Annotated in this window: 18 protein-coding genes; 16 read left to right on the top strand and 2 right to left on the bottom strand. The window is 32.1% G+C overall.

Features of this window, described 5'->3' with window-relative positions; all coding sequences use genetic code 11:
• The first annotated feature begins 76 nt into the window (after positions 1-76).
• From hutH to Q0649_RS15110, 11 genes are all read left to right on the top strand, one after another.
• Complete coding sequence (gene hutH, locus Q0649_RS15160) at positions 77-1,606, top strand: histidine ammonia-lyase (protein ID WP_298843854.1); 1,530 nt, start codon at positions 77-79, stop codon at positions 1,604-1,606.
• 109 nt (positions 1,607-1,715) lie between these two features.
• On the top strand, positions 1,716-3,218 hold the full coding sequence (locus Q0649_RS15155; RefSeq protein WP_298843851.1) for an amino acid permease: 1,503 nt from the start codon (positions 1,716-1,718) through the stop codon (positions 3,216-3,218).
• 95 nt (positions 3,219-3,313) lie between these two features.
• A complete protein-coding gene (locus Q0649_RS15150) occupies positions 3,314-3,946 on the top strand; it encodes a HutD family protein (protein ID WP_298843848.1) in 633 nt (210 codons plus the stop codon).
• Between the two features lie 95 nt (positions 3,947-4,041).
• Positions 4,042-6,069, top strand: a complete 2,028-nt coding sequence (locus Q0649_RS15145; protein ID WP_298843846.1) for a urocanate hydratase — start codon at positions 4,042-4,044, stop codon at positions 6,067-6,069.
• Positions 6,070-6,091: 22 nt separating this feature from the next.
• Positions 6,092-7,345 carry an imidazolonepropionase gene (gene hutI / locus Q0649_RS15140; protein WP_298843843.1) on the top strand — a complete coding sequence of 418 codons (1,254 nt, stop codon included), beginning with the start codon at positions 6,092-6,094 and terminating at the stop codon, positions 7,343-7,345.
• 30 nt (positions 7,346-7,375) lie between these two features.
• A complete protein-coding gene (gene ftcD, locus Q0649_RS15135; RefSeq protein ID WP_298843840.1) occupies positions 7,376-8,272 on the top strand; it encodes a glutamate formimidoyltransferase in 897 nt (298 codons plus the stop codon).
• A 45-nt stretch (positions 8,273-8,317) separates the two neighbouring features.
• A complete protein-coding gene (locus Q0649_RS15130) occupies positions 8,318-9,997 on the top strand; it encodes a formate--tetrahydrofolate ligase (RefSeq protein WP_298843837.1) in 1,680 nt (559 codons plus the stop codon).
• A 48-nt stretch (positions 9,998-10,045) separates the two neighbouring features.
• A complete protein-coding gene (locus Q0649_RS15125; RefSeq protein ID WP_298843834.1) occupies positions 10,046-10,666 on the top strand; it encodes a cyclodeaminase/cyclohydrolase family protein in 621 nt (206 codons plus the stop codon).
• Positions 10,667-10,799: 133 nt separating this feature from the next.
• Complete coding sequence (hutG, locus tag Q0649_RS15120; protein ID WP_298843832.1) at positions 10,800-11,825, top strand: formimidoylglutamase; 1,026 nt, start codon at positions 10,800-10,802, stop codon at positions 11,823-11,825.
• Positions 11,822-12,595, top strand: a complete 774-nt coding sequence (locus Q0649_RS15115; protein ID WP_298843829.1) for a folate family ECF transporter S component — start codon at positions 11,822-11,824, stop codon at positions 12,593-12,595. The genes hutG and Q0649_RS15115 overlap by 4 nt, the downstream gene beginning before the upstream one ends.
• Positions 12,596-12,801: 206 nt before the next feature.
• Entirely contained in the window at positions 12,802-14,175 is a 1,374-nt protein-coding gene (locus tag Q0649_RS15110) for a tetratricopeptide repeat protein (protein WP_298843826.1), read from the top strand.
• Positions 14,176-14,210: 35 nt separating this feature from the next.
• Here Q0649_RS15110 and Q0649_RS15105 read toward each other — a convergent pair whose 3' ends face one another.
• Together Q0649_RS15105 and Q0649_RS15100 are read right to left on the bottom strand one after the other, a co-directional pair.
• On the bottom strand, positions 14,211-14,339 hold the full coding sequence (locus tag Q0649_RS15105) for a hypothetical protein (RefSeq protein WP_298843823.1): 129 nt from the start codon (positions 14,337-14,339) through the stop codon (positions 14,211-14,213).
• Between the two features lie 304 nt (positions 14,340-14,643).
• Positions 14,644-15,705 (bottom strand): zinc-binding dehydrogenase, encoded by a 1,062-nt coding sequence (locus Q0649_RS15100; RefSeq protein ID WP_298843820.1) that lies wholly within the window; start codon positions 15,703-15,705, stop codon positions 14,644-14,646.
• 325 nt (positions 15,706-16,030) lie between these two features.
• Here Q0649_RS15100 and Q0649_RS15095 point away from each other — a divergent pair, with 325 nt between their 5' ends.
• The 5 genes from Q0649_RS15095 to Q0649_RS15075 all read left to right on the top strand — a co-directional run bounded on the left by Q0649_RS15095 (position 16,031) and on the right by Q0649_RS15075 (position 20,699).
• Positions 16,031-16,993, top strand: coding sequence for an AEC family transporter (locus Q0649_RS15095; protein WP_298843818.1), 963 nt, complete (start codon positions 16,031-16,033; stop codon positions 16,991-16,993).
• Between the two features lie 324 nt (positions 16,994-17,317).
• Entirely contained in the window at positions 17,318-18,067 is a 750-nt protein-coding gene (locus Q0649_RS15090) for an MBL fold metallo-hydrolase (protein ID WP_298843815.1), read from the top strand.
• Positions 18,068-18,137: 70 nt separating this feature from the next.
• A complete protein-coding gene (locus Q0649_RS15085; RefSeq protein WP_298843812.1) occupies positions 18,138-19,301 on the top strand; it encodes an iron-containing alcohol dehydrogenase in 1,164 nt (387 codons plus the stop codon).
• A gap of 36 nt (positions 19,302-19,337) precedes the next feature.
• Complete coding sequence (nfsB, locus tag Q0649_RS15080) at positions 19,338-19,991, top strand: oxygen-insensitive NAD(P)H nitroreductase (protein WP_298843809.1); 654 nt, start codon at positions 19,338-19,340, stop codon at positions 19,989-19,991.
• A 45-nt stretch (positions 19,992-20,036) separates the two neighbouring features.
• Positions 20,037-20,699, top strand: coding sequence for a type 1 glutamine amidotransferase domain-containing protein (locus Q0649_RS15075; RefSeq protein ID WP_298843806.1), 663 nt, complete (start codon positions 20,037-20,039; stop codon positions 20,697-20,699).
• Positions 20,700-20,875 lie beyond the last annotated feature (176 nt).

Genomic DNA, 20,875 nt, shown 5'->3' with positions numbered 1-20,875 from the left:
CTTGCAATAGCAGGGTTTTAAATAAATAAAACAAAGATAGTGTTAACACTATCACAAATTTATAGGAGGTAGAAAAATGAAAGAAATATTTTTGACAGGAAATGATTTAACTTTAGATGAGATGGTAGATATAGCTAGAAGAGGTTGTAAGGTTTCAATAAAAGAAAGTGCTCTAGAAAGAGTTAAAAAATCAAGAGCAATAATTGATGATATAGTTAAAAATGAAAAGGCTGTTTATGGTGTAACTACAGGCTTTGGCGAGTTTTGTAATGTGAGTATTTCTAAAGAAGATTGTAAAACACTTCAAAGAAATTTAATTTGTTCACATGCTTGTGGATATGGTCCTAAATTTTCAAATGATGTTGTAAGAGCTATAATGCTTTTAAGAGCTAATGCACTATCAAAAGGATTTTCAGGAATAAGACCGGCTACTTTACAAACACTGATTGAAATGATTAATAAAGGAGTTTATCCAATAATTCCTGAAAAAGGATCTTTAGGAGCGTCAGGAGACTTAGCACCACTTGCACATATGGTTTTACCTATGATTGGTGAGGGTGAAGCAGAGTATAAAGGAGAGATATTACCAGGTAGCATTGCTATGGAAAGAGCAGGAATTACCATAATAGAACTTGATGCAAAAGAAGGATTAGCGCTTATAAATGGCACTCAAGTTTTAACTGCAACAGGTGCTTTAGCTACTTATGATGCCATAAGGTTATTAAAAACTAGTGATATAGCGGCAGCTTTAACAATGGAAGCTTTAAGAGGAATTACAGATGCTTTTGATCCAAGACTTCATGTACTAAGACCACATCCAGGACAACTAGCAACAGCAAGAAATATATTAAAATTAGTTGAAGGTAGTACTTATGTAACAAGACAAGGCGAAATAAGAGTGCAGGATGCCTACTCATTAAGATGTGTACCACAAATTCATGGTGCAAGTAAAGATACTATAAACTATGTAAAAACTAAAGTTGAAATAGAAATAAATTCTGTTACAGATAATCCTATAGTAACAGAAGAAGGGGATGTAATTTCAGGAGGTAATTTTCACGGAGAACCTATGGCATTAAGTTTTGACTTCTTAGGAATTGGAGCAGCTGAAATTGCTAGCGTATCTGAAAGAAGATTAGAAAGATTAATCAACCCTCAATTAAATGATTTACCAGCATTCTTAGCTAAACATGGTGGATTAAACTCAGGATTTATGATTACCCAATATGCAGCAGCAGCTTTAGTATCTGAAAATAAAATACTAGCTCATCCTGCATCAGTAGACTCAATACCTTCATCAGCAAATCAAGAAGATTTAGTTAGTATGGGAACAATAGCAGCAAGAAAAGCTAGAGATATAGTTGATAATACATCTAGAGTAGTTTCAACAGAAATATTAGCTGCATGTCAAGCTATAGATTTCAGAAAAGGTGCTGGATTTAAGCTTGGCATGGCAACCCAAGAAGCTTACAATTTAGTTAGAAAATCTGTAGACTTTATTGAGTATGATATAGTTATGTATAAAGATTTAGATAGAGTCACTGAACTTGTTAAGAGCGGAAGATTATTAGAAGCAGTAGAAAAAGTAGTTGAAATAGAATATTAAGAAATCATATAAGGACATAAAATCCAACAAATTCAAAAAACTATTTTATAGCTGAGAGGATGAACGAGGTTGATATTTAATTATTAGCATAAAATAAAGGGAGGTTTTTATGAGTGATAATATAGTAGCAAATACAAGTGAAAGTGGGTTAAAACGATCTCTAAAACCAAGACATATGAATATGATTGCTATAGGGGGTGCAATAGGAACAGGCCTATTCTTTACTTGTGGTAACGCCGTTAGTTCTTCAGGACCTGGTGGTGCACTTGTAGCATACGGTATTATGGGTATTCTTGTGTATTTCTTAATGACATCACTTGGAGAAATGGCGACACTTATACCAAGTGCTGGTTCATTTGAAACCTATGCATCAAGATTTATTGATCCGGCACTGGGATTTGCACTAGGCTGGAACTATTGGTTTAACTGGGCTATCACTGTTGCGGCAGAATTGGTTGCTGCTGGACTTGTTATTAAATTTTGGTTGCCTAATACTCAAACAACATTTTGGAGTATAGGATTCTTGATTATTTTAGTAAGTTTAAATCTCATGTCTGCAAGAGCATATGGTGAAGGTGAATTTTGGTTTGCAAGTATTAAGGTTGTAACAATTATTGTATTTCTTGTTGTTGGTGTACTTATGATATTTGGAATCATGGGAGGTCATTCAATAGGTTTTAGTAATTGGGTGATTAACGATGGAAAAGGACATGCTGCCCCATTTGTAGGAGGTGGAGTAGCAATATTATCAGGCTTTTTAGTAGCAGGATTTTCTTTTGCAGGTACAGAGGTGGTTGGTCTTGCGGCTGGTGAATCAGAAAACCCAGAAAAAGATGTACCAAAAGCAATAAATACAGTTTTTTGGAGAATACTTATATTCTACATTGGTGCAATTGCTGTTATTAGTTTTATTATTCCTTTTACTGATCACAATCTATTGAAAAATAGTGTATCAGATGTAGCATTTAGCCCATTTACTATGGTATTCCAAAGATCTGGTATTGCAGCTGCGGCTTCTATAATGAATGCAGTTATATTAACTTCTGTTCTTTCATGTGGAAACTCAGGACTTTATGCAGGATCTCGTATGATATACGCGATGGCTAAAGAAGGAAAAGCTCCAAAATGCTTTGGAAAATTAAATAAGAGAGGTGTTCCAACAAATGCACTTATTCTTACCGCAGCTGTTGCATCAACAGCTTTCCTTGCATCGCTTGTTGGTGATGGTAAGATATACTATATACTTTACAACTTGTCTGGAATTACAATCTTCATAGCATGGTTGGGAATAGCAGTTTGTCACTACAGATTCAGAAAAGCTTATGTTGCTCAAGGTAGAAAAATTGAAGACTTAAAATATAAGGCATTGTGGTATCCCTTTGGTCCTATATTTGCATTAATACTTTGTGTTGTTGTTTTATTTGGTGCCAATATATGGGTTTTCAAAGCTACGACCTTCAGCTGGTTTGACTTTATAACTAACTATGGAATTATTTTTGTGGTTATAGGTTTTTATCTTGGATACAAGATAGTAAACAAAACAAAGATAGTCCCTCTCAAGGAATGTAATTTTGAGCTTAGAGAGTGCGAGAAATCAAATAATAAAAATTAATAAACAAATAAACTAATTCCTTAAAAGGTTACATGAAAATGTAATACTTCTTAGAGGAATTAGTTTATCTTAAGAAGTAGCAGGAGGATTTATAAATGTCTTACAATATTGAAATAATTAAAAAACAGCAATATAAAACAAGTAAATGGCGTGGGGGTACAACAACTGAGCTTTGTATTTATCCTAGGGATTCGCTATATGTTAATCGTAATTTTAAATGGAGGCTAAGTTCTGCAAAGGTTGAAGTAGAAGAATCTATATTTACATCTTTACCAGGAATAGCTAGAATTATTATGGTTATTGAAGGAGAAATACTTCTTAAACATGAAGGACATTATAATACTGTGCTAAAAAGATTTGAACAGGATAATTTTAGTGGAGAGTGGACAACAAAGAGTTTTGGTAAGGTAATAGATTTTAATTTAATGATGGCACAAGATTATAATGGAAAATTAGAATCAATTTTTTTAGATAAAGGTGAGACTAAAGATATAATATTATACAGCAATGTGAATGCTCCTTTAAAGTTTTCTCAAATAACAGAAGCTTTTTATGTAGTGAAAGGTGATGCGAAAATAGTTACAGGAACAAAGAAAATAATAAATCTTAACAAGGGTGATTTAGTATTATTAACTACAACAGAAAAAGAAAACAATTCAGAACTCAAAATTTATAGCAGTCAGGAAGAAGCGAGTATTATAAGAGCTTCAATATTCCTAACTACTTAAATTATTTTAGATGATAAACTTAAAAAATAGATGTTTTAATGACGATTCTTTACTAAAATGTAAGTATGTTAAAATATAGAAAGGAAGGATAATGAATGATTAACAACATGAATATTAAAGAGGCTATGACAATTTCTTTAGATGATTATTTACCTGATATGCCTAAATTTGTTAAGGGGATAAGAAGAGCTCCAGATAGAGGTTTCCACCTTTCAAAATCTCAGACAGAAATATCACTTAAGAATGCACTTCGTTATATTCCAGATAAGTATCATGAGGAGCTTATACCAGAATTTATGAAGGAGCTTACTACAAGAGGCAGAATATATGGATACAGATTTCGCCCTGAAGGAAGAATATATGGAAAATCAATAGATGAATATGAAGGAAAATGTACCGAAGGTAAAGCTTTTCAGGTTATGATTGATAATAATCTTGATTCGGATGTGGCTTTATATCCTTATGAGCTTGTTACATACGGTGAAACAGGAAGTGTATGCCAAAATTGGATGCAATATAGACTTATAAAGAAATATCTACAGATAATGACTCAAGATCAAACTTTGGTTTTAGAATCCGGACATCCTCTTGGGCTTTTCAAATCTAAACCTGGTGCACCAAGAGTAATAATTACAAATGCATTAATGATAGGCATGTTTGATAATCAAAAGGATTGGGAAATAGCAGAGGAAATGGGTGTTGCAAATTACGGACAAATGACTGCCGGCGGATGGATGTATATAGGACCTCAGGGAATAGTTCATGGCACTTATAATACTTTATTAAATGCAGGTAGAATGAAGCTTGGAATTCCCAATGATGGTGACTTAAGAGGTCATATATTTGTAACATCAGGTTTGGGTGGTATGAGTGGAGCTCAGCCAAAAGCAATTGAAATTGCAAATAGTGTTGGCATTGTAGCTGAGGTCGATGAATCAAGAATTCAAACAAGACTTGATCAAGGATGGGTTATGAGGCAATCATCAGATCTTGATGAGGTATTTGAAATTGCGGAGGAATATTTGAAAAAGAAAGAGCCAATGTCAATTGGATATCATGGAAATATAGTTGATTTGCTAGAGTATATAGTTAAAAATAACAAAAAGATTGACTTGTTATCTGACCAAACATCCTGTCATGCTGCATATGAAGGTGGTTATTGTCCTAAGGGAGTAACATTTGAGGAAAGAACTGAACTCCTTGCTAATGATAGGGACACCTTTTGTAAGTTAGTTGATAAGAGTTTAAGACGTCATTTTGAACTTATAAAAATATTGGTTGAAAGAGGAACATATTTCTTTGATTATGGTAACTCATTTATGAAAGCAATTTATGATGCTGGAGTTAAGGAAATATCTAAAAATGGAGTAGATGAAAAGGATGGCTTTATATTTCCATCTTATGTAGAAGATATAATGGGACCTCAACTATTTGATTATGGATATGGACCATTTAGATGGGTATGTTTAAGTGGGAAAAATGAAGACTTAATTAAAACAGATCATGCTGCAATGAGCTGTATAGATCCAAATAGAAGATATCAGGATAGAGATAACTATAATTGGATAAGGGATGCTGAGAAAAATAATCTTGTGGTTGGTACCAAAGCAAGAATACTTTATCAGGATGCTACAGGAAGAGTAAATATAGCTCTTAAGTTTAATGAAATGGTAAGAAAAGGAGAGATAGGAATTGTTATGATGGGTAGAGATCATCATGATGTAAGTGGTACTGATTCACCATTTAGAGAAACTTCTAATATAAAAGATGGAAGTAACGTTATGGCAGATATGGCTGTGCAATGTTTTGCAGGAAATGCAGCAAGGGGCATGAGTCTTGTAGCACTTCATAACGGGGGTGGCGTTGGAGTTGGAAAATCTATAAATGGAGGATTTGGTCTTGTACTTGATGGAAGTTATAGAGTAGATGAGATAATTAAATCTGCAATTTCATGGGATGTTATGAGTGGAGTTGCAAGACGTTCTTGGGCAAGAAATGAGCATTCAATAGAAACGGTCATAGAATTTAATAATACACATATGGGAACAGACCATGTTACTATTCCTTATTTAGCAAATGAAAAACTCGTATCGGATACTGTAAGTAAGTATTTTGATAAGTAATATATTTGAGAGGGATGTGCTTATGAAAAAAAAAGATCTACTTATAAAAAATGCATCGGAGCTTGTTACTTGTAGCGGGTTCAATGCAAAATACGGTGAGGAAATGAAAAATATTCATACCATTAAAAATGGGGCCGTTGTAATTGAAGGCGGCATAATTAAAGCGGTTAATACTACAGAAGAAATATTGAAAATTTACAATGAAGAAGATTATGAAGTTATAGATGCATCTAATAAATGTGTGCTTCCAGGATTTGTAGACTCTCACACTCATTTTATATTTGGTGGCTATAGGGCAGAAGAATTTGCTTGGAGACTCAGGGGAGATAGCTATATGGACATAATGGAGAGAGGCGGTGGAATACAAAACACTGTAAAAGCAACAAGGAATGCTTCTGCAAAGGAACTTTATAATGTTGGGTTTGAAAGGCTTAATGACATGATTAAGCTTGGAGTAACAACTGTGGAAGGTAAAAGTGGCTATGGCCTTGACTTAGATACGGAAATAAAGCAGCTTAAGGTTATGAAGAAACTTAATGAAGAGCATGCTATGGACCTCGCAATTACATTTTTAGGTGCTCATTCAATCCCACCTGAATACAAAGGGAAAAATAATGAGTATATTGACTTTATTATAGATAATGTGCTCCCTGTTGTTAAAGATGAGAATCTTGCAGAGTTTTGTGATGTTTTTTGTGAAGACAAGGTTTTTTCTGTAGAGGAATCACGAAAACTTCTTTTAAAAGCAAAAGAAATGGGTTTTAAACTTAAACTTCATGCGGATGAAATAGTTACTCTTGGAGGTTCAGAGCTTGCAGCAGCGGTGGGGGCAATATCTGCTGATCATTTATTACATGCTTCAGACGAGGGAATAAAGGCAATGGCTGAGAAAAAAGTAATTTCGACTCTCCTTCCATGTACTGCATTTTGCTTAAAAGAGCCATATGCAAGAGCAAGGAAGATGATTGATAGTGGATGCGGCGTGGCACTAGCATCAGATTTTAATCCAGGGAGTTGTTTTACATATTCAATCCCTTTGGTATTTGCAGTGGCAGCGATATATATGAAGATGAGTATGGAAGAAGCTATAACTGCGCTTACAATAAATGGTGCTGCGGCTATCGGTAGAGCAGATTCCATTGGAAGTATAGACCCTGGTAAAAAGGGGGACATTGTTATTTTGAAATATCCTTCTTATAATTTTATACCATATAATACAGGTATAAACATTGTAGAGAAAGTAATTAAAGATGGAAATGTAGTTGTTAATATATAATTAATCCTAAATAGTAAAGGAGATAATAGTATGGCAAAATTAGTAGAATGTGTTCCAAATTTTAGTGAAGGTAGAAATAAGCAAATAATTGAAAGTATAGTTGATGAAGTGAGAAATGCAGAAAATGTAAAACTACTTGACTATTCTTCTGATAAAGACCATAACAGAACAGTTGTAACATTTGTTGCTGCACCGGAAGACGCTAAAAAGGCTGCTTTTCAGCTAATTAAAAGAGCATCAGAACTTATAGATATGAGGACTCAAAAGGGTGCTCATCCAAGAATGGGAGCAACAGATGTTGTTCCATTTATTCCAATTCAGGATGTTACAACAGAGGAATGTGTCTTGATGGCTAAAGAACTTGCAAAGAAGGTTGGCGAAGAATTAAATATTCCTGTTTATCTTTATGAAGATGCAGCTACTTGCAAGGCTCGAACAAATCTTGCTAATATTAGAAAAGGTCAATATGAAGGATTTTTTGAAAAAATAAAACTTCCAGAATGGAAACCTGATTTTGGCCCATGCGAAATGAATGAAAAAAGCGGATGCACTGTTATAGGGGCTAGATTTCCACTTGTAGCATACAATGTGAACTTAGGCACAGATAATATGGAAATTGCAACTGCAATTGCTAAAAAGGTAAGATTTATAGGAGGTGGGCTTAGATTTGTAAAGGCTATGGGTGTAAAGCTTAGCGAGAGAAATATAGTTCAAATTTCTATGAATCTTGTAAATTATGAAAAGACTGCGGTATACAGAGCTCATGAAATGGTTAAGATGGAAGCTCAGCGTTATGGAGTACCAGTTGTTGGTAGTGAAGTTATTGGATTGGTTCCTATGAAAGCATTGATAGACTGTGCTGAATATTATCTTCAAATAGAAAACTTTGATATAAGTCAAATACTTGAAAAGAAGCTTTCAGAATAAGGAATTAAAAACAATATAATTAAATATGATGAGGGGTTGAATTATATGAATATTGTTCCAAGTGATATTGAAATAGCTCAAAAGGCTAATATGCTACCAATAACAAAAATTGCTGAAAAATTCGGAATTGATGAGGATGAATTAGAATCTTATGGTAAGTATAAGGCAAAGGTTTCTTTAAGTATTTTTGATAGATTAAAAGATAAAGCGGATGGAAAACTGATACTTGTAACAGCAATCACTCCAACTCCTGCAGGTGAGGGGAAATCAACTACAACTATTGGTCTTGGAGATGCTTTAAATAGAATAGGTAAGAAGACGTGGATAGCTTTAAGAGAGCCTTCCTTGGGACCTGTATTTGGAATAAAGGGTGGAGCAGCAGGCGGTGGATATGCTCAGGTAGTTCCTATGGAGGATATTAACCTTCACTTTACAGGGGATATGCATGCTATAACTGCATCAAACAACCTTCTTTGTGCAGCGCTTGATAATCATGTCCATCAGGGAAATAGTCTTAAAATAGACATTAGGCAGATTGTTTTTAAAAGAGTTATGGACATGAATGACAGAGCTCTTAGAAATATAGTTGTTGGTCTTGGTGGAAAGGTGTGCGGGTTCCCAAGAGAAGATGGTTTTATGATTACCGTTGCATCAGAGGTAATGGCTATTCTTTGTCTTTCTAAAAATTTAATGGATCTCAAAGATAGACTTGGTAAGATAATAGTAGCTTATAACATGGATGGTAAACCAGTAACCGCAAAGGATCTTAAGGTTAATGGCGCAATGACTCTTTTAATGAAGGATGCTATAAAGCCCAATATAGTTCAGACATTAGAAAAATCACCAGCAATAATACATGGTGGACCATTTGCGAATATAGCTCATGGCTGCAATAGTCTTATAGCTACAAAGCTAGGACTTAAACTGGGAGATTATTTAGTAACTGAGGCAGGTTTTGGTGCTGATCTTGGTGGAGAAAAGTTTTTTGATATAAAATGTAGATATGGACAATTGAAACCAGCGGCTACAGTAATAGTTGCTACTATTAGAGCACTAAAAATGCATGGTGGAGTAGCTAAATCAGATTTAGGAATGGAAAATCTTAAAGCTCTTGATATTGGATTTGAGAATTTAATAAAGCAAGTTGAAAATATAAGAAAGTTTAATGTACCTGTAATGGTTGCTGTAAACAGATTTACTAACGATACAGAAAAGGAAATAGAACTTCTTTTAAAAAGATGTAAAGACTTTGGTGTTGAAGTAGCACTTAATGAAGTTTGGGCTAAAGGATCTGAAGGCGGAGTGGAAATGGCACAAAAGCTTGTTAAACTTGTAGAAACAGAACAATCAAACTTTAAACCTATTTATGATGTAAATAGTTCAATACAAGATAAGCTTAATACTATTGTTCGCGAAATATATGGTGGAGATGGAGTTGTATTTGAATCAAGTGCTAAAAAACAAATGAAAAAAATTGAAGAATTAGGTCTTGATAAGATGCCTGTATGTATTGCTAAAACTCAATATTCTTTCTCCGATGACAGTAAACTTCTTGGAGCTCCAAAAGGATTTAATATTACAATAAAAACGGTAAGAGTTTCTGCAGGGGCAGGTTTTATAGTATGTGAAGCTGGAAATATAATGACATTGCCAGGACTTCCTAAGGTTCCGGCCGCACAAAAGATGGATATAGATGAAAATGGGGTTATAACAGGATTATTTTAGCCATTTATTCACGTTATATCTAAAATATAGAGGGAGGAGAACATTATTATGTTGTTAGTTGATAAAAGTGTTAGAGAATTCATTGATCAAACATCCCAAAATTGTCCTGTGCCAGGAGGAGGAAGTATTGCAGCTCTATCAGGTGCATCTGCTGCAGCACTTGTTTCAATGGTTGCAAGTTTAACCATTGGTAAAAAGGGTTATGAAGATAGTGAAGTTACGATGAAAGAAGTTTATGAACAAGCAAATATATATAAAGAAAAGTTTATAGGATATATTGATGCAGATTCAGAATCTTTTCATGGTGTAATGGATGCCTTCAAATTACCCAAAAACAATGATGAAGAAAAGGCTATAAGAAAAGAAACTATCCAAAATGCATTAAAGCATGCTTCAGAGACCCCATACAAAATAGCAGAAAATGCATATAGACTTATGGATTATTCAGAAAAAGCAGTAGAACATGGAAATAAAAATGCAGTAACAGATGCTGCTGTGTCAGCTATGATGGCGAGAAGTGCAGTTTTATCAGCTCTGTGCAATGTGAAAATAAATTTATCCTCAATAAATGATAGTGAGTTTGTAGCTACATTTGAAAAAAAAGTATCGCTTCTTGAAACTAATGTTGTTGAGAGAGAAAAACGAATACTTAGTAAAGTAGTTATATAATAGGGCTACAACCCAAGGTAAATCATCATTTGCCTTGGGTTGTTTTTAAGATGTTTGGTATAGTAAACATTATTTTCTAAATATAATGATGATAGCTATTTATATTTATAAAAAAATTGGGAGGCTAATTATTATGTTTGATAAAAATTATAAAATAACAAAAGAAGGGGTTTGGCAGGGACGAACTGATAGTGAAACTAATTATGATGCTTTTAGATGGCATCAATGTGTAAAGATAATAGATTTAAAAAGAGACGATATAAGTATCTATACAGGAAAATTAGGATTTGCTTTTATTGGTTTTTGTTGTGATGAAGGGGTAAGACGTAATGGTGGTAGGACAGGAGCAGCAAAGGGTCCCCAAAGCATAAGAAAAGAATTATCTAATCTACCATGCGATTTTTCAAAGGAAGTAAAACTTTTTGATGTAGGAGATATATGCTGTGAGGACTGTAATCTTGAAGAAAGTCAAGAGCTACTATCCAAAGCAATCGAAAAAGTTTTAAGCTTAAATCTTTTTCCTATTGTCTTAGGCGGTGGTCACGAAGTCGCTTTTGGAAATTATATGGGTACATTAAATTACTTATCACAAAGGAGCAAAAAACCTAATATTGGGATAATAAATTTTGATGCTCACTTTGATTTAAGGCCTTATACACAAGTAACCAGCTCCGGAACAATGTTTAGGCAAATGGCAGATATATGTACACGCAGAGAACTTGAATATTCCTATCTATGTATTGGAGTTCAAAAACACAGTAACACTATAGATCTTTTTAAAACAGCTGATACACTTGGAGTTAAGTATATGCTTGCGAAGGATATTATAGATAACGACAATTGGAAGCTGATGGAAGATATAGATGACTTTATAAAATTAAAAGATTATCTATATGTAACTATATGTTCCGATGTATTTTCTACAGCTTTTGCACCAGGAGTAAGTTCATCGCAGCCCCTTGGGTTAGATCCTGAACGCGTAATAAAGTTTCTTAAATATATTTTAAGGTCAAATAAGGTAGTAAGTTTTGATATAGCTGAAGTTTCACCAAGATTTGATCAAGATGATGTTACAGCAAATTTGGCAGCCGTATTAATTTTTTCTGTTGTCAATGCCCTTTGCGTAATAAATAGGTTAACTACGGAGATTATTAAATGAAAGAAAAAATGAATACAAAAAAATTAGTTTCAACTTCCGTTTTCATTGCAATTGCAGTAGTTATAAGGTCGCTTAGTATAATGATTCCAATAGGTGGTGCAGGTGCTATGAGAATTAGCTTTGATGGTATCTTTTATATTCTTCCTGGAATTATTTATGGACCGATTTATGGAGCATTTGCTGGAGGAATTGCTGACATTCTTGCATATATATTAAGACCTATGGGCCCATATATCCCATTGTTTACTTTAACAACCATGCTTTCAGGTTTTATTCCAGGGTTAATATGGAAATATGTAAAAAGTGCTGATACTGAGAAATTAGTAAAATACTATATTACATCTTTTGTGGCTTTAGGATTAATAGGGGTTATTAATAATATTGTAATCTTAGTATTTCCAAAATCAAATTTAGGAAGAATGATGTTTTCACTTGGAAAGAAAACTCAGTTTATTGGTATAGGGCTCGAGATTATAGCGGTACTTGGTTTTGCAATTTTGTTTGTTAATAATTGTATTAAAAAAATTAATAATGAAAACAAACTATATGATAACTATATTAAAATGATTTTTGCGATAGGATTACCTGCAATCATAATTTCAACAATTAACACTTATTTTTTAATATTGTTTATACCTGGACTTTCTAGTATAGGGTTTATGGTTTTGTGGATTCCAAGAATTTCAGAATCATGTCTAATGATATTAATTCAGTCATATATTATATCTGTACTTTTAAATATATATGAAGTGGTGTTTAGAAGAGCTTAAATATTAGTTCCTTTTTGAAATCTTTTGATATTGTAAAAAACAACATTCCATTAGGGTTGCGTGACTAATTATGTTTGTTATATAATTATAGTGGATAATATTTGGTAAGATATTTTAGAGGAGTGTGAAATGTTAAAATAGCAAATGTGAATAACTTTAGATAAAAAATTAAATATACTAAAGAATAGAGAGAAAAGGTGATATAAATGAAAGATTATTATGAAATATTAGAACTAACCGCGCTGGCTTCAAAAGAGGATATAAAAGGGGCTTACTTTAAGAGTGTAAGAAAATATCCACCGGATAGATTTGAAGTAGAATTTATGGATATTAGAAAAGCTTACGAAATTTTAAGTAATGAAAAAACTAGAAAACAGTATGATTTAATAAATAATTTAGATTCTGATGTGAAAGAAAATTATAGATTAGCAACAACCTATATGGAAGAAGAAAAATTAAACAAAGCAATTAAAATTCTTCAAAATATGCACAAAGAGGATTCAAAATCTCTAATAGTAAAAGTATTGCTTGCAGAAGTGTATTTAAAAAATAGTAACAGTGGTAAAGCTCTGACGATATATGAAGAATTAACTTCTGACGAACCCGAAAACTCAGCATTTGCAGGCTATTTAGCTAATGCTTATTTAAACAGAGGTTGGCATAAAAAGGCTATTTCAGCCTACAACAAGGCAATAGAACTTGATAGTGACAATATTTCTTTGTGGCTTGGCTTAAGTGAAGCTTATGTAGAAAGTAATGAATATCTGAATGCTAGAAATGTTTTAGAAAAGGCTTTAGAGGTAGTCACTGATATAAAGGATAATACTATAATATATTTAGAGTTAATAACTATTGATATGAACTTTGAAATGTTTTCCTCAATACATAAACCTATAGATAAGTTGGTAGAGATTGCAATAAATAATGATGAAATAAAAGAGGATATAACCTCTACATTATCTGACCTAGCATCTTATTTAATGCAAATGGAAAAAATGGAAGATGCTAAAAAGATAATAGAGAAGGCAACAAAGATTTTACCGGAAGATAAAGAGGTATTAAAGATTAAAAACGAAATCGAAAACTATATAAGATATATTGATGATTTTCGTAAAATAAAAGAAGATAAAAAAATAAAACAAGAGATTGTGGATCTGATTGCTTTCAATGTACTTCCAAATAATGAATTAGGGATGCACGATGAAGAAGAAAAAGAAGCAATGACTCATTTTCAGGAGTATATCGTATTAGATAATTATGATAACGACAAAACTTCTATTAAAAAACTAGAAAAAGATTATCCGGATTTTTATGCTTTAAAGGCAGAGTTCTTTAGTAAGTTAACTAATAACATTGAAAGAAAAAAGCTCCAAGTGGAGTATAAAAAGCAGTCAGGTAAATATAAACATATAGCAGACAGATTTTTTGATGAAGATCATAGCGAAGCAAACGAAGATGGCCTAAATTATTATCACCCACAGGAACCCAGAGTACGAGAGGAACCTAAAATTGGTAGAAATGATCTTTGCCCTTGTGGAAGTGACAAGAAATATAAGAAATGCTGTGGAAAAGAATTATAAAATTAGATTATTTAATGTCATGAGTTACTTGATTCTTAGTGCTTTGTGTTAACATAAGTTTCTAAAAACAACTTGTCTTCTAATTCTTGAGTATCGGTAGCAGCACTTTTGCATAATTTAAAAGTAACATAGTAGGCTATCAAAATAAGTAACACTATAAACAATAGTAAAACCTCCATTCCAATAGTTTTTATGTAGCAACTCTTTATAAACTTAATAATACAGCATTAAACATATTTTTAGGTTAATTTGATGTTGAAAAATGTTAAGTTAACTCAACTCAATGTTAGGAGAATGTTTACTACTGGAAGATAATATAATTTATTTTTATGTTTTTATTTAAAAAGTTTAAATATATCCCAAATACTAAGAGCTTTAGAACATAAAAATCCTATAGATCATAATTATATTATGATTTATAGGATTTTAAGTATGTTAATTATTATAAGTATTTTTAATTTCTAATAACTACCATTGAATATGAACAACAGGCTTAATTAGATCTTTTGGCTTTTCATCCATTAGAATGAAGGCATCTTTGATTTTGTCAAAACCTTCAAACTTATAGTTCAATAACTTCTCAGGCGAAATTCTTCCATTCTTAATTAGATTAAGCATTTTTTTCATTCTTAGTGCACCACCTGGGCAAAAACCACCGCGGATTGTTATATCAGACATACCGAGGCCCCAGTTATATGTTGGTATGTTGAATGTTTCACTGCCATCAAAGAAGTTGATATTCGAAACATTACCATTGTTCTTTACAATCTGTAGAGCCTGATTCATTGAATCTGCATTTCCACCAGCAATAATTGCTTTATCTACCTTGCCGCCTTCGAGTGCCAAGATCTGCTCTACAACATTTCCTTCTTTGTAGCTTATGATGTCGGTAGCACCATATTCTTTGGCAAGTGCAATACAATTAGGTCTTGTTCCAATAGCTATGATTCTACCTGCACCTCTAAGTTTAGCACCAGCTACAGCCATAAGTCCAACAGGGCCGATACCAAACACTACTACTGTATCACCTATCTGAATATCTGCCATTTCAGCACCATAAAAACCTGTTGACATCATATCCGTAGCCATAAGCGCTGCATCCACTGATACACCTTCAGGCAATAATACCAAATTTGCATCGGCATTGTTCACAGAGAAAAATTCTGCAAAAACACCGTCTTTAGATAAAATAAATTTAAAACTTGCCATTAGACCTGCATCATGGGCATTATTTGAATTTCTCTGTTGAAGTGCAACTTCTTCCCAGTTTGGTGTGTTACATGGAACAACCACAACGTCTCCTGGTTTAAAATTCTTAACCATATTACCTACTTCCACAACTTCAGCTATAGATTCATGACCAAGTATAACATTTTTTAATTCACCTGCGCCACCATGCATTGCATGAGTATCTGAAGAACAAATTGCTACTGCGATAGGGCGCATAACAGCGTCCATGGGTCCAGCCACTGGTTTTTCTTTTTCTATCCAACCGTGTTTTCCATTTTCTATTACTCCATAACCTTTCATTTAAAGATCCTCCTATTTATTTGTTTATTTATTTATAAATCGGTAAAATTGTTATTTTTTATCATTACTCAAATTACAAGTTAATATTACAATAAATCACTTAATACGTCAAGTGAAAACGATTATATTTAAACTTATAACCCTAACATTAAATCATATTCCCTGGTCGTTTTTTCATTTGTAAATAGTTCTAGCAATGGTATAATGGTTTAAATAGTAAATATATACATAAATTTTAATCTATGGGTAGACAATCTTTAAGTATATATGGTCATATCTAGTAATAAATAGTAATTTATAACATAACTTATATTGGAGGATTTAAATGGACATATTTATATATATACTTACCAAGAATATTTTACCTTTGGTGCTAATAATTATAATAGGATTCCTATTAAGTAAAAAATTTAACTTAGATATTAATACACTAAGCAAGATAAACTTTTATGTTTACGTACCTTTTTTTATCTTTATGCAAATTTATTCAACTAAATTGCCTAAGCAAGTATTAAAAATACTTGTATTTGTAGTTATATTGGCAATTGTAAATTCAATAATCACTACTATTATTTCAAAAGTAAGAAGGTATGATGAAGGATTTAAAAATGCATTCACAAATTCTATTATGTTTTATAATTCTGGAAATATAGGAATACCTTTAATTACTCTGATTTTTAGCAGTGGTCCCTTCTTAATAAATGGGAAAACACCTTATTTAGCTGTAGCATTAACTACTCAGATTGTGGTATTAATTGTACAAAATATCTCAACAAATACAATAGGCTTTTTTAATGCTGGAAAAGGTAATATGACTTGGCAGGATTCTGTAAAAAGCATCCTTCAAATGCCAACTATCTATATGATTCCACTTGCATTTATTTTAAAGGCATTACCTTTTAGATTAGAAAACATGGCGATATGGCCTGGTTTAGTCTACATACAAAATGGTTTGATTTCTTTTGCTTTAATTACATTAGGAGCACAACTATCAAAGACGAAACTCTCATTTACAAATGTCGATGTCTATATTTCAAATGTGACTAGATTATTAGGGGGGCCTATTATTGCTTTTTTAATATTAAAAGTAATTGGTATTACTGGAGTAACAGCTCAAACATTAGTGATTTCATCTGCTATTCCAACTGCAGTTAATACTGCTCTTATTGCGGTTGAAAGAAATAATCATGCTGATTTTGCTTCGTTAGCTGTTATGACATCAACTCTACTTAGTTCTATAACATTAGTATTTGTAGTATTTGTATCAAGACTACTGTTCCCATTATAAAGAAAAATTTTTTTAATTACTGTGATCGGGTGTCATTCAAAGTTGAAGCAAACATGAATCGTCCACCACATTGTATAAATTAGAGATATTTAAATTAAAACCATTGACATTAAGATTAAAAGATTGTATATTATAAATAAGCAATTTAATTGCATAAAACTAAATGTTGCAAAATTTATTAAATTGACGAAAACTTAAATTACTTATTAAAAGTTTTATAAGGAATATGTTAATATATATTAACATATTTATTAATAGTATGTGTAATTCTGAAATAGTTATATGAATCGTACTATTTATTAGAAATTAAAAGGAGAGAATAAAATGAAAATTATAGCTTTGAAATTTTATAAAAATGGCGAGATGAGCGAGGCATTTGCTTTAGGTGGCTCTATGAAGAAAGAAGATGTGGACCAAAATAAAGTATACCCAGCTAGTTTACAGAATTATTTAATAGACACAGGAAAAGAACTTATTTTAGTAGACACAGGACTTCCAATTGAAACAGCACCTTTTGAACGAACTCCAAATCAAATGTTATACATGGGAGAGAAAATTGCTGACTTTGTAACAGCTCTAAAAAATGTTGGATATAAACCTTCTGATATAGATAAAGTTATTATTACTCATAAACATCCTGATCATTCTGGAGAAATAAGATTATTTAATGATTCTAAAATTTATATCTCTGAAACTGAAGCAAATGATTTGAAATTGGATGCAAAAAATATAACCAAAGTTAAATTTGAGGATGGTAAATATAAAAACTTTGAGAGCAGTAAGATAATAGCTGATGGCGTTAGAATGTTACCTGCCCCTGGCCATACTAATGGAAATTCCATAGTTGTTGTAGAAGATAATGATTTATATTATATGATTCATGGGGATATAACATACACAGATGAGGCCTTAAGAAGGAATGAACTCTCGGTTGTGTTCGAGGATAAAGACTTAGCCGCTAAAAGTTTATCAAAGGTTAGAGAATTTATTAAGCAAAATGATACAGTTTATTTATCAACTCATACTCCTGAAGGTTTTAATTCTTTGGAGAAAAAAATGGTTATGAAATTATAATAAGTTATTATAGCATTTTAAGTTCGGGTAATACTAATAAAAGTAAATTTTAAAATGAAGGAGATTATAAATGTTAAATTTTGATTATTCAATACAGACAGAAATATTTTTTGGAAAAGATAAAATAGATAAACTAGCAGAAAACGTAAAGAAATATGGTTCTAAAGTTTTACTTGTTTACGGTGGTGGTAGCATAAAGAGAAGTGGATTATATGGTAAAATTACAGACATATTTAATAAAAATGAAATAAGTTTCTTCGAGTTATCAGGTGTAGAGCCTAACCCAAGAATATCAAGCGTAAAAAAAGGGATTGAAATATGTAGAGAAAATAAAGTAGAACTTATACTTGCTGTAGGTGGGGGAAGTGTAATTGACTGCTCAAAAGTAATAGCAGCTGGCTATTATTATGATGGTGATGCATGGGACATTGTGCTTGATCCAAGAAAAGTAAATAAAGTTCTTCCAATTGCAACTATACTAACATTAGCAGCGACTGGTTCTGAAATGGATGCAGGAGCAGTAATTACAAATTTAGAAACTAGTGAAAAATTAGCCACTGGTAATAAAGATATGGCACCTAGGTTTTCAATATTAGACCCTACTTATACATTTTCAGTGCCTAAAAATCAAACAGCAGCAGGCACAGCTGATATAATGAGTCATATTTTTGAAGTGTACTTTAGTAATACAAATGAAGCTTTTATGCAAAATAGAATGGCGGAAGCACTTCTTAAAACTTGTATAAAATATGGAAAAATAGCAATGTCTGATCCTACAAATTATGAAGCAAGATCTAATTTAATGTGGACTTCAAGTCTTGCTATAAATGGTTTGTTAAGTTACGGAAAAGAAACAGAGTGGAGTGTTCATGCAATGGAGCATGAGTTAAGTGCATTCTATGATATTACTCATGGGGTTGGACTTGCAATTTTAACACCACATTGGATGGAGTATGCACTAAATGATAATACAGTAAACAAGTTTGTTGAATATGGAGTTAATGTTTGGGGACTTGATGATAGCTCTGACAAATATGAAATAGCTCATAATGCTATTAAAAAAACAAGAGAGCACTTTGCATCATTAGGAATACCTTCAACATTAAGAGAAGTTGGAATTAAGGAAGAAAAACTAGAAGAAATGGCAAAACAAGCTACTGTACGCGGAAAACTTGGAAGCTTCAAACCACTAGATGCAAAGGATGTACTAAATATATATAAAGCTGCTTTCTAAAAAATACTAAATTATTTATAAGAGGAGAAAAAGAATATGAATTTAATTGAAATTTTAAACACACGTTATTCTACAAAGGAGTTTGATTCTACAAAGAAAATTTCTGATGAGGATTTTATCAAAATAAAGGCTCTTTTAAGACTTAGTGCATCTAGCGTTAATTGTCAACCATGGCACTTTGTAATTGCAAATACAGATGAAGGTAAAAAACAAATTAGTAAAAGTACTCAAGGCTTTTTTAATTTTAATGAAGCTAAAGTGGTAGGTGCATCTCATGTTGTTGTATTTTGTTCAAGAACTGATATGGATGAAGAATATTTACTTCATGTATTAGAAAAAGAAGATGTCGATGGTCGTTTTACTGAGAAAGAATTTAAAGGTAACCAACATATGGGACGTTCGAAATTTGTAAGTATACATCGTGATGATGAAAAAGATTTACAAAATTGGATGGATAAACAAGTGTATTTAAACATTGGTAATTTTTTATTAGGTGTTGCGACTCTTGGCATTGATGCTGTACCAATGGAAGGTTTTGATGCAAAAGTTTTAGATGAAGAGTTAGGTTTAAGCAAAAAAGGATATACAGCAATTACTATAGTTGGATTAGGCTATCGCAGTGATAATGATTTTAACGCTGAGTTACGTAAATCTAGATTGAAAGAGGATGAAATAATTACTATCATTTAATAAATAGAAAGTTGAAGAAAATAATTATCAAAAAGGAGAAAAAATATGAACAAAAAAATATTATTAATTTCCACAAGTGAGAGCAATATGAATGGCCATCCAACTGGGTTATGGTTAGAAGAACTTGCAGAACCATACAATGTATTCAAAAAAGCTGGAGTAGAAGTAGACATAGCTTCAATTTTAGGTGGGAAAGTAATTTTAGATAAAGTATCTATTCCAAATGGAATTCCGAGTGAATATGAAGAGGTCAACAAATTATTAGAGAATACACAAGCTTTAGAAGCTACCATGAGAAATTCTTATGATGCTATATTATTTTCAGGTGGCCATGGTCCTTTAATCGACTTTGTAAATAATAAAAATATAGAAAAATTAATTTTAGATACTTATAATAATGGAAATATTGTAGCTGGTGTATGTCATGGGGTTGCAGCTTTTGTTAACATTAAAAATAAAGATGGAAAATATTTTGTAGATGGTAAAAATTTAACTGCTTTTACTGATACTGAAGAAGTGCTTGCTGGTTTAGCAGATAAGGTTCCTTTCGCAGTAGAAAGTAGATTAAGAGAGCAAGGAGCAATTGTTGATAAAGGTGCAGATTTCACTGAGAAAGTAGTTGTAGACAAAAATTTTATAACTGGTCAAAATCCTCAATCAAGCCATAAGATTGCTGAGACAATTTTAGAAAATTTAAATAATAAATAATAAATAATACTATTAGAATTTAATGAAAAATATTTAATGCGTTGGTTGAGAAGATAGAAGTTCTCACACTAGCGCATTTTGTTTTGAAAGAAGCTTCGGTTGAGGCTTTTTTATTTTATACAATAATGGTGGAATATTTTGATTATTAGACAAATTTAAACTATAATATACATAGA

The sequence above is a fragment of the uncultured Clostridium sp. genome (assembly GCF_937920395.1).
Taxonomy (GTDB): domain Bacteria; phylum Bacillota; class Clostridia; order Clostridiales; family Clostridiaceae; genus Clostridium_AD.
The sequence above is the reverse complement of the archived record's forward strand: the minus strand, read 5'-3'. Positions and strand labels throughout refer to the sequence as shown.